The organism is Sphingobium sp. FG11 (assembly GCF_057809915.1).
In genome coordinates, this window is the sequence record NZ_JBMDKW010000004.1 from 170525 (window position 1) to 187486 (window position 16962).

General features: G+C 64.3%; 18 protein-coding genes and 1 tRNA gene. 12 read left to right on the forward strand and 7 right to left on the reverse strand.

Annotation, left to right across the window (positions count from 1 at the left end):
• Nucleotides 1–25: 25 nt before the first annotated feature.
• The 10 genes from ACODSN_RS05195 to ACODSN_RS05240 all read left to right on the forward strand — a co-directional run bounded on the left by ACODSN_RS05195 (nt 26) and on the right by ACODSN_RS05240 (nt 8568).
• Nucleotides 26–769 (forward strand): flagellar basal body rod protein FlgF, encoded by a 744-nt coding sequence (locus ACODSN_RS05195; RefSeq protein WP_489053655.1) that lies wholly within the window; start codon nt 26–28, stop codon nt 767–769.
• Between the two features lie 12 nt (nt 770–781).
• Nucleotides 782–1570: a flagellar basal-body rod protein FlgG gene (flgG, locus tag ACODSN_RS05200; RefSeq protein ID WP_489053656.1), complete on the forward strand. Its 789-nt coding sequence runs from the start codon at nt 782–784 to the stop codon at nt 1568–1570.
• On the forward strand, nt 1567–2259 hold the full coding sequence (locus ACODSN_RS05205; RefSeq protein WP_489053658.1) for a flagellar basal body L-ring protein FlgH: 693 nt from the start codon (nt 1567–1569) through the stop codon (nt 2257–2259). Before flgG ends, ACODSN_RS05205 begins: the two co-directional genes overlap by 4 nt.
• Nucleotides 2260–2405: 146 nt before the next feature.
• Nucleotides 2406–3494 (forward strand): flagellar basal body P-ring protein FlgI, encoded by a 1089-nt coding sequence (locus tag ACODSN_RS05210; protein WP_489053776.1) that lies wholly within the window; start codon nt 2406–2408, stop codon nt 3492–3494.
• Nucleotides 3494–3802 (forward strand): rod-binding protein, encoded by a 309-nt coding sequence (locus ACODSN_RS05215; protein ID WP_489053660.1) that lies wholly within the window; start codon nt 3494–3496, stop codon nt 3800–3802. Before ACODSN_RS05210 ends, ACODSN_RS05215 begins: the two co-directional genes overlap by 1 nt.
• Nucleotides 3799–5139 (forward strand): flagellar hook-associated protein FlgK, encoded by a 1341-nt coding sequence (gene flgK / locus ACODSN_RS05220; protein ID WP_489053661.1) that lies wholly within the window; start codon nt 3799–3801, stop codon nt 5137–5139. Before ACODSN_RS05215 ends, flgK begins: the two co-directional genes overlap by 4 nt.
• 13 nt (nt 5140–5152) lie before the next feature.
• The gene (locus ACODSN_RS05225) at nt 5153–5998 is read left to right on the forward strand and encodes a flagellin (RefSeq protein WP_489053663.1); all 846 of its coding nucleotides are present in this window, start codon (nt 5153–5155) and stop codon (nt 5996–5998) included.
• Between the two features lie 120 nt (nt 5999–6118).
• Complete coding sequence (gene motA, locus ACODSN_RS05230) at nt 6119–6982, forward strand: flagellar motor stator protein MotA (protein ID WP_489053665.1); 864 nt, start codon at nt 6119–6121, stop codon at nt 6980–6982.
• A gap of 3 nt (nt 6983–6985) precedes the next feature.
• A complete protein-coding gene (locus ACODSN_RS05235; protein WP_489053666.1) occupies nt 6986–8044 on the forward strand; it encodes a flagellar motor protein MotB in 1059 nt (352 codons plus the stop codon).
• A 155-nt stretch (nt 8045–8199) separates the two neighbouring features.
• Nucleotides 8200–8568, forward strand: coding sequence for an energy transducer TonB (locus ACODSN_RS05240; protein WP_489053668.1), 369 nt, complete (start codon nt 8200–8202; stop codon nt 8566–8568).
• Nucleotides 8569–8897: 329 nt separating this feature from the next.
• On the opposite strand, the gene ACODSN_RS05245 is transcribed toward ACODSN_RS05240, so the two are convergent.
• From ACODSN_RS05245 to ACODSN_RS05275, 7 genes are all read right to left on the reverse strand, one after another.
• Entirely contained in the window at nt 8898–10250 is a 1353-nt protein-coding gene (locus ACODSN_RS05245; RefSeq protein ID WP_489053669.1) for a sensor histidine kinase, read from the reverse strand.
• Nucleotides 10247–10966 carry a response regulator gene (locus ACODSN_RS05250; protein WP_489053670.1) on the reverse strand — a complete coding sequence of 240 codons (720 nt, stop codon included), beginning with the start codon at nt 10964–10966 and terminating at the stop codon, nt 10247–10249. The genes ACODSN_RS05245 and ACODSN_RS05250 overlap by 4 nt, the downstream gene beginning before the upstream one ends.
• Before the next feature lie 133 nt (nt 10967–11099).
• Complete coding sequence (locus ACODSN_RS05255) at nt 11100–11765, reverse strand: EF-hand domain-containing protein (RefSeq protein ID WP_489053672.1); 666 nt, start codon at nt 11763–11765, stop codon at nt 11100–11102.
• Nucleotides 11766–11898: 133 nt separating this feature from the next.
• Entirely contained in the window at nt 11899–13116 is a 1218-nt protein-coding gene (locus ACODSN_RS05260; protein WP_489053674.1) for an argininosuccinate synthase, read from the reverse strand.
• 145 nt (nt 13117–13261) lie between these two features.
• Nucleotides 13262–14182 carry a hypothetical protein gene (locus ACODSN_RS05265; RefSeq protein WP_489053675.1) on the reverse strand — a complete coding sequence of 307 codons (921 nt, stop codon included), beginning with the start codon at nt 14180–14182 and terminating at the stop codon, nt 13262–13264.
• Between the two features lie 218 nt (nt 14183–14400).
• Entirely contained in the window at nt 14401–14595 is a 195-nt protein-coding gene (locus ACODSN_RS05270) for a DUF4169 family protein (protein ID WP_489053677.1), read from the reverse strand.
• A gap of 26 nt (nt 14596–14621) precedes the next feature.
• Nucleotides 14622–14695, reverse strand: a tRNA-Gly gene (locus ACODSN_RS05275).
• Nucleotides 14696–14808: 113 nt separating this feature from the next.
• On the opposite strand from ACODSN_RS05275, the gene ACODSN_RS05280 reads away from it, so the two are divergent.
• Complete coding sequence (locus tag ACODSN_RS05280) at nt 14809–15735, forward strand: LysR substrate-binding domain-containing protein (protein ID WP_489053678.1); 927 nt, start codon at nt 14809–14811, stop codon at nt 15733–15735.
• Nucleotides 15736–15838: 103 nt separating this feature from the next.
• Nucleotides 15839–16954: a DUF47 family protein gene (locus tag ACODSN_RS05285; protein WP_489053680.1), complete on the forward strand. Its 1116-nt coding sequence runs from the start codon at nt 15839–15841 to the stop codon at nt 16952–16954.
• Nucleotides 16955–16962 lie beyond the last annotated feature (8 nt).

Genomic DNA, 16962 nt, shown 5'->3' on the forward strand with positions numbered 1-16962 from the left:
GGCGGACGGGACAAGAGGATAGCCCATGGACCGGCTCGTCAACACGGCACTTACGGCAATGCGCGGCGCGATGGCGCGGCAGGCGTCGATCGCGAACAATCTCGCGAACGCCAACACCATCGGCTTTCGCGCCGAAATCGCCAATGCCGAGACGCGCTGGATCAAGGGCGACACCTTCGACACGCGGGCGCAAGCCTCCGAACAGGTGATCGCGGCCGACATGGCGCAGGGCGCGATCACCCAGACGGGCAACCCGCTCGACGTCGCCATGAACGGCGACGCCCTGCTGGGCGTGCAGGGCGCGGACGGCAGCGAAGCCTATACGCGCCGGGGCGACCTCAAAGTCTCCGACAGCGGCCTGTTGACCACCGGCGACGGCCTGCCCGTGCTGGGCGAAGGCGGTCCCATCACCCTGCCCGAACTCAGCAGCGTATCGATCGCACAGGATGGCAGCATCTGGGGCGTGCCGCAGGGCGGCGACCCGGCCAGCCCGCAGCAGATCGACAAGCTCAAGCTGGTCAGCCCGGTCGGTTCCTCCATCGCCAAGGGAAAGGACGGGCTGTTCCGCGAGGTGAATGGCGGCGCACTGCCGGACGATCCGCTCGCCACCGTCACCGCCGGATCGGTCGAAGGATCGAACGTCAACGCCACCACGGCGCTGGTGCAGATGATCGAGGCGAGCCGCGCCTACGAAACCCAGGTCAAGATGATCGACACCGCCAAACAGCTCGATGACGGCGGCGCATCGCTGATGCGCCTCGATTCCTAAGGGAGACAACAGATGAGCAACGCAGCCCTTCAGGTCGCCCGCACCGGGCTTGACGCACAGAATACCAAGATGCGCGTGATCGCCAACAACCTGGCGAACGTGAACACCACCGGCTTCAAGCGCGACCGCGCCGATTTCGAAACGCTGGCCTATCAGCAGATCGTGGCGGCGGGCGCCAACAGCGACAGCGAAAACAAGTTCGCGACCGGTCTCAATCTCGGATCGGGTGTGGCGCTTCAGGGCACCAGCAAGATCAACACGCAAGGGACGCTTCAGGAAACCGGCAACGCGCTCGACATGGCGATCGAGGGCGCTGGCTATTTTCAGGTGCAGCGGCCCGACGGGTCGACCGCCTATACCCGCGCCGGCAATTTCAGCGTCACGGCGGAGGGAACGGTCGTCACCAGCGACGGCCTGCCGCTGATCCCCGCAATCACCGTGCCGCAGGGCGCGACGTCGGTGACGGTCGGCAATGACGGCACCGTGTCCGCGACGCTGCAAGGCCAGGCCGAACCGACCCAGCTCGGCCAGATCGAACTGGCGAGCTTCATGAATTCGGCGGGCCTGCAATCGATCGGCGGCAATCTGCTGACTGAAACCGCCGCCAGCGGCACGCCGCAGGTCGGCGCAGCGGGTCTCGACGGGCGCGGCAACATCCGCTCGGGCAACCTTGAAACCTCGAACGTCAATGTCGTCGAGGAACTGGTCGACATGATCGAAACGCAGCGCGCCTATGAGGTCAACAGCAAGATGATCAAGGCGACCGACGAAATGCTGCAATTTGTGAACCAGAATATATGAGCCGCCTGATCCGCATCGCCTTCCACACCGTGTCCGCGCTGTCGCTGATCGCGCTGGCCGCGTCGCCCGCGATCGCCGGCCGCAAGAAGCGCGACATCGAACGCGATTTCTACGCGCCGTCCGTGATGGCCCAGCCGCCCGCCCCCGTGGCGAACGGATCGATCTTTCAGGCGTCGATGGGCTACACTCCGCTCACCAGCGGCGCACGCGCCACCAGCGTCGGCGACATCATCACCATCGTCCTCGTTGAAAAGACGCAGGCGACCAAGAGCAACAGCGCCGATACCAGCCGCAACGGCAGCATCGGCCTGACCCCGCCGACGACCGGCGTGCTGTCCAAACTGTTTTCGGCCAGCGATGTCGCGATGGGCGGCCAGAACGCCTTCAGCGGCAAGGGCGCGGCGACCCAGTCGAACGCGCTGTCGGGCGAAATCACCGTCACAATCGCACAGGTCTTTCCGAACGGCACCATGATGGTGAAGGGCGAAAAGGCGCTGACGCTCAACCGCGGCGACGAATTCATCCAGATCAGCGGCCTCGTCCGCCAGGCCGATATCGGCGCGGACAACCGCATCGCATCGACCCGCGTGGCCGACGCCAAGATCATATACAAGGGCAAGGGCGAGATCGCCAATGCCAGCCGCCAGGGCTGGTTGCAGCGCTTCTTCTCCGCGATCAGCCCGTTCTGATGGAAATGAGAGTCCCGATGAGCCGTCTCGCGTCCGCCTCCTACTCCGTCATCCCCGCGCAGGCGGGGACCCATCTCCGGGCCGCGCGCCCCGCGATAACGCCGGAGATGGGTTCCCGCCTGCGCGGGAAAGACAGGAACGGATGGATGGCCATCCTGCTTCTCGCCCTGTTCGCCCTGTTCACTTCGCCGGCCCATGCCGAACGCATCAAGGATCTGGGCACGTTTCAGGGCGTGCGCCCCAATCAGCTCACCGGCTATGGCATCGTCGTCGGGCTTGCGGGCACGGGCGACGACAGCCTCGATTATGCGACGCAGGGCATGAAGGGCGTCGTCTCGCGCTTCGGCCTGTCGCTGCCGCAGGGGGTCAATCCCGCGCTCAAGAACGCGGCGGCGGTACTCGTCACCGCCGATCTGCCCGCCTTCGCCAAGCCCGGCCAGCGGCTCGACGTCACCGTGTCCGCATTGGGCAAGGCCAAGTCGCTGCGTGGCGGCACGCTCATCATGACCGCGCTGCGCGGCGCGGATAACGAGATTTACGGCATGGCGCAGGGCAATCTCGCGGTCGGCGGCCTCGGCGTGTCCGGCGCGGACGGCAGCCAGGTGTCGGTCAACATTCCTTCGGCCGGGCGCATTCCCGGCGGGGCCACGGTCGAACGCGCGGTCGCCACCGGCTTCGACACCGCGCCGACGCTGATCTTCAACCTCGCCGAAGCCGATCTCACCACCGCGCTGCGCGTCGCCGATGGCGTCAACCGCACCTTCGGCGATCGCCGCGCCCGCGCCACCGACGCCGTGTCGGTCGCGATCGACGCGGCGCCCGGCGCGGAGGACCGCATCATGATGATGGGGATGATCGAGAATATCGAGGTCAATCCCGCCGAAGCCCCCGCCAAGGTGATTGTCAATGCCCGCACCGGCACGGTCGTCATCAACGGCGCGGTCAAGATCCATCCCGCCGCCGTCGCCCACGGCAAATTGACCGTCAGCGTCAGCGAATCGCCCCAGATCATCCAGCCCGCCCCCTTCAGCCAGGGCCAGACCGCAGTGCAGCAATCGAGCAGCATCGCGATCGACGAACAGAAAAGGCCGATGATAAACTTTAAAGGCGGCGCGTCGCTGACTGATATCGTCAAGGCGGTGAACGCCATCGGCGCATCGCCGGCGGACATGGTCGCGATTTTGGAAGCGCTCAAGCAAGCCGGCGCGATGAAGGCCGAACTGGTGGTGTTGTGATGCAGGTATCGACGGTTTCGACAGGCGCGGCCCAACCGGCCACCGCGAACAAGGCGAGTCTGGAAAAGACGGCGCAGCAGTTCGAGGCGATCTTCCTGCGCCAGATGATCGGCGCGATGCGATCGTCCAGCATGGGCGAGGGCATCACGGATTCGAGCGCGACCGATCAGTTTCGCGACATGGCCGACGCCCGCACCGCCGATTCCATGGCGACAAAGGGCAGCCTCGGCATCGCCGAACTGCTGCTGAAGCAATTTGGCGGGAGGACCCCCAACCCCCTGACCCCAAAACCCGCTGGCGCCAAATGAGCGATCTGTTCATCATCGGCGCGTCCGGCACCAAAGCCTATCGCACGGCGATGGCGGCGATTTCGGAGAATATCGCCAACGCCAGCACCGACGGCTATGCCCGCCGCTCGGTCACGACCACGGAATCGGGATCGTCCACCGCGACGATGGCGAGCTACACCAGCAAGGGCAATTTCGGCGGTACGCAGGTATCGAGCATCAATCGGGCGACCGACCCCTATCTCGACGCCACCGTGCGCATGACCGGCATGGCGCTCGGCAGCGCGACGGCGCGGCTGCGGTGGCTGGGCGACACGGAAACCGCGCTCAACGATACCGACACCGGCGTCGGCAAGCTGATGACCGGCATGTTCCAGAATATCGACAAGCTGGCCGCCAGCCCCAACGACACGTCGCTGCGGGTGACGACGCTGGACAGCGTGGCCCGCGTCGCCGAATCCTTTCGCCAGACCGCCGCCGACCTCGCCAATGTGTCGAGCGGCATCAATACCGAAGCGCAGTCGGCCGTCCAGACCGCCAATCGTGCGCTCAACAACCTCGCCGATATCAACAACAGCCTGCTGCGCGCGCAACCCGGCACATCGGCCTATGCGCAACTGCTCGACAGCCGCGATGCGGCGCTGGGCGACCTCACCGACAATCTCAACGTCACGGTCAGCTTCGGCGCGCATGATTCCGCGCAGGTCAGCTATAATGGCCAGCCGCTGGTGGCGGGCATCACCGCCACGCCGATCGCGGTGACGGCCAATGCGGACGGCTCACTCGCGCTGGCGACCAGCGACGGGACGGCATTGGCCGCGCCCGCCAACGGCGCGCTGGGCGGGCTGTTTTCATCCGCCGCCACCGCAACGCAGCGCCGCGCGAGTCTGGATGCGCTCGCCAATCAATTCGCCAGCAACGTCAACGCCTGGCATGCGCAGGGTGTGACGGATGCGGGCATAGCGGGCAAACCGTTGCTGTCCGTGGGCGGCGGCGCTGCCGGCATCGCCGCGCTCGTCACCGATCCCAGAGAACTGGCCACCAAATCGGCGGACGGCACGCTCAACGGCAATCTGCTGACCGCCGGATCGACCCTGCGCGGCGCGGGCAGCGTCGAACAGGGCTGGACCGCGCTGATCGCCACGCACGCCAATCTGCTCGCCGCGACCAAGGCCGAACAGACCACGGCGCAAGGACGCAGCGATCAGGCCATATCCTCGCGCGAGGCGGTGAGCGGCGTCGATCTCGACATGGAAGCGGCCGACCTGCTGCGCATTCAGCAGGCCTATTCGGGCTGCGCCAAGATTTTACAGATCGCCAAGCAGGCGGTCGATTCAATCCTCCAGATCATGAATTGAGAGGGCTGACGCCATGGTAGGAATCACGGCCAAGACGGCGATCGCGGAAATCCGGCGGCAACAGGCGCTGTCGCAAAGCATCATCGAAGGGCAGACCGCCATTTCCAGCGGCATCACCCTCAACAAGCCGTCGGACAATGCGCTCGCCTGGGTTCAGGTGTCGGACATCGGCCGCGCGCAGGCGCAACAGGCCGCCTGGCAGACCAATGTCAGCTATGGCAGCGGGCGCGCCGCCAATGCCGAAGCCAATCTGGAAGAAATCAACAATCTGATGACGCGCGCGCAGGAGCTTATGACGTCGGCCCGCAACGGCGCGCTCAACGATACCAGCGGCGTCGCCATCGGCGAGGAGCTGAAGACGATCCGCACCACGGTCGGCGAATTGCTGAACCAGAAGGATTATCAGGGCGTGCCGGTGTTCGATGACGGCCAGAGCGTGCTCGTGCCGGTCAGCCGGGGCCTCAACCTCGCCGTGGTGGGCACACGCCAGTCGGTATCGGAAGGGATCAACGTGAGCGGTTCGCCGAAGTCGCTGGACGATATTCTCGCGCAGGGCATCGCCGCGCTCAACGGCGGATCGGACGCCGATCTCGCCGCCTCGCTCAACGCCATCCAGGCCGGGCAGAATCATCTGGCGGTGGAACAGGCGAAACAGGGTGTCAGGGGCGACCGGCTGGACGTCATCGGCACGCGCCTGACCAGCGTCGATCTCGACCTCACCGATCGCCGGTCCGGCCTTGAATCGACCGACCTGACCGATGTGATCTCGTCGGTTAAAGCCAAGCTGCTGCAACTCGACGCCGCCCAGTCCGCCTTCGCGCGGATCAATCAAAAGACGCTGTTCGATCTCATCAGTTGATCGCGTAAAATCGGTTCGTCCTAAAGCGTGGCCTGATCGGGCCGTATTAACCATCTGGCAGCGTCCTCATGCGATGCTGATGGAATTGGCGCCCCAGGGGCAGAATATCGGGGATTTTTCATGTTCGCAGTCATCGGACTGGTCGTCCTCATCGGCATGGTGTTCGGCGGGTTCATCTTCACCGGCGGCGACATCGGCCCGGTTCTGCACGCGCTGCCCCATGAAATGCTCATCATCGGCGGCGCGGCGGTGGGTGCGCTCATCATCGGCAATTCGGGCGCGGATCTCAAAGCGCTCGGCGGTGGCCTTGGCAAAGTGTTCAAGGGGCCGAAATATAAGAAGCAGGATTTTCTCGACTGCATCTTCCTCGTGTCCAAGCTGATGAAAACGCTGCGGGTCGAAGGGCCGGTAGCGCTGGAACCGCATATCGAGGACCCGGCCAGCTCGACCATCTTCACCGAATATCCCCGGCTGATGACCGACAAGACGCTGATCCACCTCATCAGCGACACGTTGCGGCTGGTGGTCGTGTCGTCCGGCACGCTCGATCCGCATGCGGTCGAGGAGGTGATGGACAACAGCCTCAAGACCCATCACCATGAAGCGATCAAGCCGGCGGACAATCTGCAGGGGCTGGCCGACGCCCTCCCCGCGCTCGGCATCGTCGCGGCGGTGCTCGGCGTGGTCAAGACCATGGGATCGATCGACCAGCCGCCCGCCATTCTGGGCGCGATGATCGGATCGGCGCTGGTCGGCACCTTCCTGGGCGTGCTGCTCGCTTACGGCATGGTCAACCCCTTCGCCAACCGCTGTCGCAGCGTGATCGAGGCGGACGGCGCGATGTATCATGTCGTCAAGCAGATCATCGTCGCATCGCTGCACGGCCACCCGCAACCGCTGGTGATCGAGGCCGCCCGCTCCAGCCTGACCCACGCCAACCAGCCCGGCTTTGCCGAAGTGTTCGACGGCATGCGGGGCAAATAAGCCATGGCGGGGGACAAGAAGCGCGGCGCGAACGAGCCTGAACCCAGGCCGATCATCGTCAAGAAGATCATCGTCGAAGGGCATGGCGGCCATCATGGCGGCGCGTGGAAGGTCGCCTATGCCGATTTCGTGACGGCGATGATGGCGTTTTTCCTGCTCATGTGGCTGCTCGGCGCGACCACCGAAAAGCAGCGCAAGGCGCTGGCCGACTATTTCACGCCGACGCTGGTGGAACTCAAGATGGCGTCCGCCGGATCGACCGGGCTGATGGGCGGCGACAGCATCATGGGCAAGGAAAATTACCCCACCACCGGCGGTCAGGGCAACCTGTCCATCACCATCCCGCGCGACGCCACCGGCACCAAGGATGAAGGTGGCAAGGCGATGCGCGCCGCCGACCGGCAGAAATTCGAATCGGTGAAGAAGGAACTGGAAGCCCGCATGGCGCGACGCCAGGGCATCAACAAGCTGCGCAAGAATGTACGCTTCACCGAAACGCGCGAAGGACTGCGCATCGACCTGATCGACGAAGCCGATTTCGCGATGTTCGCGATGGGCACCGACGTTCTGGTGCCACAGGCGCGCGCGCTGATCGGCGAGGTCGCGGGCGTGCTGCGGACCATGCCCAATCCGCTGATCGTGCGCGGTCATACCGATGGCCTGCCCTATGCGGCGGGGCGGTCGATGAACAACTGGATGCTCTCCTCCTCCCGCGCCGAAGCGACCCGCAAGGCGCTGTCGGACAATGGCATCGGCAATGACCGCTTCGCCCGGATCGAAGGGGTCGCCGACCGCGAACCTTTCGCCAAGGGCAATGCCTATGACCCGCGCAACCGCCGCATGTCGATCATCCTGGGCTGGACGCGCGGCGGCGGCGATGGCGGCGATGATGCCGATCAGAACGCCGAAACGAAGGCGGCGATCAAGGAACGCGACGACCCCGCCAACGTCGCCCGGCACGAAGTGCAGCGGATCGACATGGGGGGGACGGCGATGCCGGCGGGGGCGACGTTCATCAACCCCACCGCACCGGGAACGTCGAACAAGCCGGGTAAGCATTAGGCGGCGAGAAGGGGTGGAAAGCGGACTGTCGGTTTTCGCAGAGATGGCCAGCGAAGCTAACGTCGCGAGGTCGAAAATCATTCGGCCACGATCAACCCAATTGCGGACGCCCAAACGATAGCGCACAAAGACTCAGCTACGAGACAGGAGCTTCTATGCGCTGGTTGCCGACTCTTCTGCTTTTCGCAAGTTCCGTTGCGGCGGCAGAACCGCCCGCACCCGAAGCAAGCTATGCCGTAACGCCTCCTAAAGGCATCCCCGGCACCTTCTTGTCAGATATGGATTATCCAAAGGAAGCAGTTGATCAGCGGCTGGAAGGCACGAGCTTCGTGCAACTTCACGTCAATGCAAAGGGTAAGGTCGAAGGATGTTCCGTTGAACAGAGCAGTGGATATCCCAGCCTTGACGATGCGACCTGCGCTGTCGCTCGCAAGCGACGCTTCAAACCTGCCCGAAATGCAAAAGGCGAGCCCGTTGAAGGCGTCGCACCGATGCGAATGAACTGGCGCTTGCCACCTCGCTGATCGTTCGACCAACGATCGCTTCTATCATATCTGACCGTTTAGACTTCGAGTTGCCACCTAACGAATTACCGCTTCAAGGATGCGTATGACGACGGCCAAGTGACTGAGATTGGTAGTTAGCTACATACCCTCGTCATGCCAAGCGTGACTCCACAACCACACCCCATCCAAAAACCATCCTATTTCGCGCGTCGGACTGTCCTACAGCCCGCCGCGCCGCTATCCGGAAATGGTCTTTGAAATGTCCAGCCCCTTCCGCCTTCGCCCGCGCCGGTACGCGCGCGCATATGGTGTATACTTCGGCGGAAAAGCGTGTGTTTTGCGTGCCCCTATCCCACCGGGATAACCAAACTCGCCTCCAGCCCGCCACCCGCGCGGTTCGCCAGCCGCAGCGACCCGCCATGTTCGGCCATGATCGCACGGACCAGCGCCAGCCCCAGCCCGGCCCCGCCCGTTTCCCGATTGCGCGAGCCTTCCAGCCGCGTGAACGGTTCCATCATTTCCTCCATCCGCTCCTCGGCGATGCCGGGACCGTTGTCGGCGACGATCAGGCGGATGACGCCCTCCTCCCGCGCCACGCTGACATGCGCGTGGTCGCCATAGACGATGGCGTTTTCGATGAGGTTGCGCAGCGCGCGGCGGATCTGGCGCGGGCGGACATGAGCGACGGCGCGCTCGCTCTCCGCCAGATCGACGGGCGATCCGAGTTCGATAAAGTCCTCCACCACCGCATCGGCCAGCGCGGACAGATCGACCTTCTGCGGCTCCTCCGCCCCACGCCCGGCGCGGGCGAGCGAGAGGATATCCTCCAGCATCCGGTTCATTTCCTCGATGGTTTCGGACATGCGGGCGCGCTCGCCCTCATCCTCGACCGATTCGGTGCGCACCCTGAGCGAGGCGAGCGGCGTGCGCAGGTCATGGCCGATCGCGCCCAGCATCCGGTCCTTTTCCCCCAGCATCGCAAAGATGCGGCCGCGCATCGCGTTGAACGCCATGGTCAGGTCGCGCACATCGCCCGGCCCGCGCTCGTCGACCGGATCGGCCGCGCCCGTCCGCGCGAACTGCTCGGCCGACAAAGTAAGCTGCCGCAAGGGGCGCGCCAGCCGCCGGCCGATCCACAGCAGGGGCGCAAGGACGATGACATAGAGGATCAGCGTCTGGAGCGCGAGCCAGCCGCCGAAACGCGGCGGGCGATCGCCGACGCGCGATTGCGTCACCACCCATTTTCCCGGCGCATATTGCGCCGCCATGACGAGCCGGCGGCGCGGCGCGGCATCGTTTTCATGGCCCGGCCCCTGCGCCCGCTGGCGGATTTGCGCCCAGCGCCGGTCGGGCCTGCGATCCTCATCCTCGACCACGCGAACGGTGAGGATGGACAGCCCGATATCCTGAAACATCGTCTCGGCGCGCCGCTCGATGTCGGGACGCGCCTGCCCGGCGAGATCGGGTACGCCGGTGACGAACTGCGCGCGCGGTCTGTCCCCGCCGCGCCGGTCGGGGCGATTGTCGAGCGCATCGACGATCCGATAGACGGCAGGCGCTGTCTGCCCCGTCAGTTGCAGCCGGTTGCGTTCCTGCAACAGCAGGACGAAGTTGATCGCCTGCGCCACGAACAGCGCGATGGCGACGAGGATGATGATCTGGCCGACCAGACTGCGCGGCCAGAGGCGAACGGCCCTCACAATTTGCGCACCTCGGCCGACAGCGTGTAGCCGCCGCCCCAGACGGTCTTGATGAGAGTCGGGTTTTTCGCGTCAGGCTCGATCTTCTTGCGCAGGCGGCTGATCTGATTGTCGATCGCCCGGTCGAAAGCGTTCGCCTCCCGCCCCTGCGTGATGTCGAGCAACTGATCGCGGCTCAGCACCTGATTGGGCCGGGTGGCAAAGGCCAGCATCAGATTATATTCGGCGGTCGACAGCGGCAACGACACGCCCTCCGCATCGACCAGCACCCGCTCCTGCGACTTCAGCAGCCAGCCCGCAAAGGCATAGGTCGCCCCGTCCGGCGCGGTGACGCGCTGGCCACCTGTGGCGACGCGACGAAAGATCACCTTGATCCGCGCGACCAGTTCGCGCGGCGAAAAGGGTTTGAGCACATAATCGTCCGCGCCCATTTCCAGGCCGACGATCCGGTCGGTTTCCTCCGACTTGGCGGTCAGCAGGATCACCGGAATCTCGCTGGTCTCGCGGATATGGCGGCACAGCGACAGCCCGTCCTCCCCCGGCATCATGATGTCGAGGATGACGAGATCGATCGCGCTGGCGTTGAGCCGCAACCGCGCTTCCGCCGCGCTTTCCACGGCGGTCACGCGAAAGCCGTTGCGGCCGAGATATTGGGCCAGCGGTTCGCGGATCGATCGCTCGTCATCGACGAGCAGGAGATGGGGGCGTTCGGTCATGTCCATCTGTCTGTCACGGGTTGGGAAAGGTTGGAAGGGCGAAGGCGAAGGGGGGAAGCCTTCGCCCTTCCCGCCAGCGGCGCGGGTTCAGGGACAAGGGGGGATGTCCGGACGCGCCACCGGCAAGGGCGTTTCAGTCGTCCGCGGGCGTGGGCGGCCCCTTACGGTCATGCCCCTGACCGCGCATATGATCCCGCATCCCGCCCCGCATGGCTTCCCGAGCCGCTTTCAGCTCGTCGGCGCTCACCGTGCCGTCATGATTGGCGTCGGCCTTGTCGAACATGGCGAGCGGGCGGGCCATGAACTCCGCCCTGGTCACGACGCCGTCCTTGTCCGCATCGCGGCCACCCATGCCGCCGCCCATCATGCCGCCATGATGCCGGCCGCCCCAGCGATGCCCTTGCGGGCCACCGGGCTTGCCGTCCGCACCCTGCCGGTCATGGCGGGCCTGCGCACCGGCGACGAACTCCGCCTTGCTGATCTGGCCATTACGATCTGTATCGAGCGCCGCGAAACGCGCATCGAGACGCTGCGTGCGGAGCAGATCGCGATCTTCCTTCGTCAGCTTTCCGTCATGATTGGCGTCGAGTTTGGCAAAGCGGGCTTCCAGCGCGGCGGTCAGTTCCGCTTTCGTGATCGCGCCATCCTTGTTCGCATCGACCAGCGCCATCAGCCCGCCGCCGCGCGGCCCGCGCGCGCCATCGCGGCCATCGGGCTGCGCAAAGGCCATATGCGAAGCGGCGAGGCCGCCCACGAACAGCGAACCGAGCGCCACCGTCCCGAAAAATCTGCGGATCATAACAGTCATCCTTTCAAGCCTTGTCATGGACGGCCACTGCCATCCTTGACGACGCTTATCGGAGGAGAATGTCCGCAAACTTTGTCATATCGCGCATATTAGTGTCGCAATTTGTAACGGCGACGCCCCCGCGTCACTGATCGCGCCGTCCCAGCAACCGCAACCGCAGCGCGTTCAATTTGATGAAGCCCGCCGCGTCGCGCTGGTCATAGGCGCCCGCATCATCCTCGAAAGTCACGACCTTTTCGCTATAGAGCGAATAGGGCGATTTACGGCCGACGACATGCACGCTGCCCTTGTACAGCTTGAGACGGACCGTGCCCGTCACCTTGTCCTGGCTATAGTCGATCGCGGCCTGAAGCATCTCGCGCTCCGGGCTGAACCAGAAGCCATTGTAGATGAGTTCGGCATATTTGGGCGCGAGTTCATCCTTGAGGTGCGCCGCGCCGCGATCCAGCGTGATCTGTTCGATACCGCGATGAGCGAGATGATAGATGGTGCCGCCCGGCGTTTCATACATGCCGCGCGACTTCATGCCGACGAAGCGGTTCTCGACCAGATCGAGTCGGCCGATGCCATGTTTGCGGCCATATTCGTTCAGCGTTTCGAGCAATGTCGCGGGCGACATGCCGACGCCGTTGATGGCCACGCCATCGCCCCGTTCGAAATCGACCGTGATATATTCGGGCGTATCGGGCGCGTCCTCCGGGTTGACCGTGCGCGAATAGACATAGTCGGGCACTTCCTCCCACGGGTCCTCCAGCACCTTGCCCTCAGACGAGGTGTGCAGCATATTCGCGTCGGTCGAAAACGGGCTTTCGCCGCGCTTGTCGCGCGGGATGGGGATCTGGTGGGTTTCGGCGAACTCGATCAGCTTCGTGCGGCTCGCCAGATCCCATTCGCGCCAGGGCGCGATCACCTTGATATCGGGCTGGAGCGCATAATAGCCCAGTTCGAAACGGACCTGGTCGTTGCCCTTGCCGGTCGCGCCATGGGATACGGCGTCCGCGCCCACCATTTGCGCGATCTCGATCTGGCGCTTGGCGATCAGCGGCCGGGCGATCGAGGTGCCGAGCAGGTACAGCCCCTCATACAACGCGTTGGAGCGCATCATCGGAAAGACATAGTCCTTCACGAATTCCTCGCGCAGATCGTCGATGAAGATATGCTCTTCCTTGACCCCCATCAGCCGCGCCTTGGCGCGCGCGGGTTCCAGCTCCTCGCCCTGCCCAAGATCGGCGGTAAAGGTCACGACCTCGCACTTATAGGTCTGTTGCAGCCATTTGAGGATCACGCTGGTGTCGAGACCGCCCGAAAAGGCGAGGACGATACGGTTGACGGACTCGGACATGCGGCGGCGACCCTTTTCATGATGCGCAAATAACCGGCGCGCCGGTATCAGGCGCGACGCGCCAGCGCAACTATCGCGGGGGTCTTGCACGAGAAAGGGCGACGCTGACGCGCCGCCCTTCCCGCCTTCGTGCTGATGAATCAGGTTATCCGATACCGGGGACCCAATCCTTGCGCCGACCGCCGACCTTGCCGAAGCTGTAGATGGTCTGCGAACGATCCACCTGATTCTGCGCCGTAGCGGCCACGGGCGTCGACGAAGCGGGCAGCGTGTCCGCCACACCTTCTTCGCGCTCACGCAACAGCGCCATGGCCCGTCTTTTGCGCTTGGCGTGGGTCAAGAACGGATTTTCCGGACTTGGCGGCGCAGCGATCATGGCGTCGAGATCGGTCAACGGCGCGCCCTGTGGCTGCGCCATAACAGGAGCGGCAGGCGGCATCGCAACGGGTTGCGTATAGACCGGCGCGGCCGCAGCGACAGCGGGCGTCACCGGAACGACTTCGTCATATACCACCGTCTCGCGCACCTGACGCCTGCGACGCATGGCCAATGCGGTGCCCGCAAAACCGGCGAGCAGCAAGGCCGCGCCGCCTAGCCCCAGCACGATGCCTCTGTTGTCGCTATCCGATGCAGCAGTTGCTGGCGTCGGTGCGGGAGCGGGCGCGGGCGCGGGCCGGGCGGCGGGTGCGGTTTCCACGCTGCTGATCGGCGCGGTCAGCGCCGGGGTCGGCTGCGGCACAGGGGCGTCCGCGATGTTGGCGGCGGGCGCGGCTACTGGCGCGACGAGGCGTGGGGCCGCAGGTTGACGCGCAGCCGGGTTCGCCTGTGCGACGCGGCGCGGAGCCGGGGCCGCCGCCTTCTCGGCCTCAGCCTTGGCCACGGCGTCGGCAATCCGCGCCTCGACCGATGCGGTCTGCTGTACGACAGGCGAAGCGGGCGCCATCACCGGCGCGGCGGTGGTGGCAGGCGCCGGTTCGGCTGCGGCCGGTGGCGGCGCGACGACAGTGCCTGCAACCGGAGGCGCAACAACCTCCTGCGCGAGAACAGCGGTGGAACTAAGGGCCAAAACAGCGGCAATCGCGGCTTTGGCGGGGCGATTTGAGCGAAGATATATAGTCATAGCAAATGGACCAACGACGATCCGAACAATTCGGCTCACTAAATCGGTCACATTTGGGATGAATGGTTCAACCGCGTCGTTGAACCGATCGGCATGTTCTCACAATGAACCTGTGTTCATCTACATGAACATCTATTCATGAAAAAACATCGCCCGATACCAAACTATTCTTCCGAACTACGCACATCCTCGCGGCGCGCACCATCGAGCTGCCTGTCTAGCCGCAATGCTTCCGCACTCTCCACCAGCTTCTGTGTTTTCGTCCTGCCAAACTTCACGCGATTGGCATCCGCCGCCACCGCCTTGTCCCGCCGCGCTTTATCCTTACGCGCCTGCCGCAAATTCACGAGGTCGCCCATATCAGCGCCTTCCAAAGATCGGAATATGGAGCGGGTAGCGGGGATCGAACCCGCATCACAAGCTTGGAAGGCTAGTGCTCTACCATTGAGCTATACCCGCGCGACAGGTCAGCGCCCTGCCATCAATCGGGTCCGCCCGTCAATATCGCATTGCAAGAATGCGCGCCAATATCGCGCTTAACCCGGTGCGGCATTTCCTCTATCTGAATGGTCATGGTTTCTCCTTCCCTGCGCCAGCTCGAGATATTCGCCCAGATGGTGGCGTCAGGCAGCGTCGGCGACTGCGCTCAGATGCTCGGCCTGCCCGTCGTCGAGGTCGAACGCGACATGGCGTCGCTGGAGATGCGCCTTGGCTATCGACTATTCGAGCGAACGGGCGGGCAGGCCCGCCTCACGCCTGCCGGCCACAAGACCGCGCAGGCAATGGCGCTGCTATCGCAGGGCGAAGCGCAGGCCCCTACGCCGGCGGCACTGTCGCTCGATGCCCCCTCACCCGACACCTCGCGGGCTGACCCAGCCTCATTGCGACAAGCAATCAGGCTGGCCGCGCCCGCGCCTGTTTTCGGTCATTTTCAGGATGCCCTTGCCGCGTTCGAGGAGGCGAATGAGGATATCGCCATCACCCTTGACCTCAACATCCAGCTCGCGCCCGATGCCGCGGCGGCGCTCGCTGCGGGCCAGATCGACATCGCCTATTTTTATGCCCTTACCGAATCCGACGACTTGCCATCGCGCTATGGCTGGTCCGAACAACTCAATCTCTACGCTGGTGAGGATCATATACTGGCACGCGCGGAGGCCATATCGCGTGAGGCCCTTGCCGCCATTCCCATCCTTGCGATGGACCGGCACAACGGCCTGCGGCATGTGATAGAGGATGCGCTGGCACGAGACCGCGTGACCCTGGGGCCACCATTGCTGGAAACGGACAATATGTTCGAGATCATATCCGGTCTGCGGGAAGGCCTTGGCTGTTTCATCGCCTTCGGTCCGATGGCGCGGGATTTGGGGCGAATGAGCGGCATTCGACGCCTGCCGCTGGAAGTGCCGCTGCCGGCGATCGAGGTGCGCCAGGCTGTGAGCGCGCGTTCGACGCAACGGGCCGGGGTTCAGGCGCTGGCCGACTTCCTGTTCTTGTAAACGGGTGTGGGACGGCGCGGATTGCGATATGTGACAATTTCGTTACAAGGCCCGCCATGCAACATGCGGCGCCAGAGACGGATCGGACGGGCAGGCCCCGATAATGCGTCAGATCGCCGCCCTGCCCTATGCGACCGATCCTGACGGATCGATGCGCATCCTGCTCATTACGTCGCGCGATACGCGGCGCTGGGTGATCCCCAAGGGCAACCGGATCAAGGGATTGGCGGGCCATCGCGCCGCCGAAATCGAAGCCTATGAGGAAGCCGGCATCCATGGCATCGCCTGCCCCGCCCCGCTCGGCCGCTATCGATATGAGAAGCGACGGCGCAACGGCGACGCGCGCGAAGCGACGGTAGAGGTTTTTCCGCTGGCGGTGACAGGCCAGCTGCGGCAATGGCCCGAACAGGGCCAGCGCGAGTTGCGCTGGTTCCCGGTGGCGGAGGCGGCGCGCGTCGTCGACGAACCCGACCTGCAATCGATCATCGCGGCCTTCCGCGAACCGCCGACCGATCCCGGATGGTTTTTCCGCATGTTGCTGTGGATCCGGGACAAACGAACCGAAAGGACTGGAATGCTGCGCTGGTTTCAGGCGTTGATGCCCAAGCAGGGGCGCTTCTTCGATCAGTTCGAAGATCATGCGGCGATGCTGGTCGCTGGCGCCGATGCGCTCGCCCGCCTGCTCAAGGGCGGCCAGGACATGGAACGCCACATTAAAGAGATTTCAGACCGCGAGCATGAGGCGGATGATATTATCCGCGACGTGCTCCAGGACGTGCGCCGCATTTTCGTGACGCCGTTCGATCGCAGCGCCATCACCGGCCTGATCGGAGTGATGGACGACGCCATCGACCAGATGAACCAGACCGCCAAGGCGATTGCACTGTTCGAGGTGAAGGATTTCGCGCCGCAGATGCAGGATATGAGCGCGCTGATCGTTGAATGTGCGCGGATTACGTCGGAGGCGATGCCGCTGCTGCGCTCGCTGAACATCAATTCGGCCCGGCTGCATGAACTGACCGAACGGCTGGTCAAATTGGAAGGTCATGCCGACACGCTGCACGAGGCGGGCCTCAAGGCGCTGTACCAGCAGGCGCGCAGGGGCGACACGCTCGATTTCGTCGTCGGTAACGAGATTTATTCCCATCTCGAAAAAGTGACCGACAGGTTCGAGGATGTCGCCAACGAGATTTCCGGCCTCGTCATCGATCACGCCTGAGCCGGATC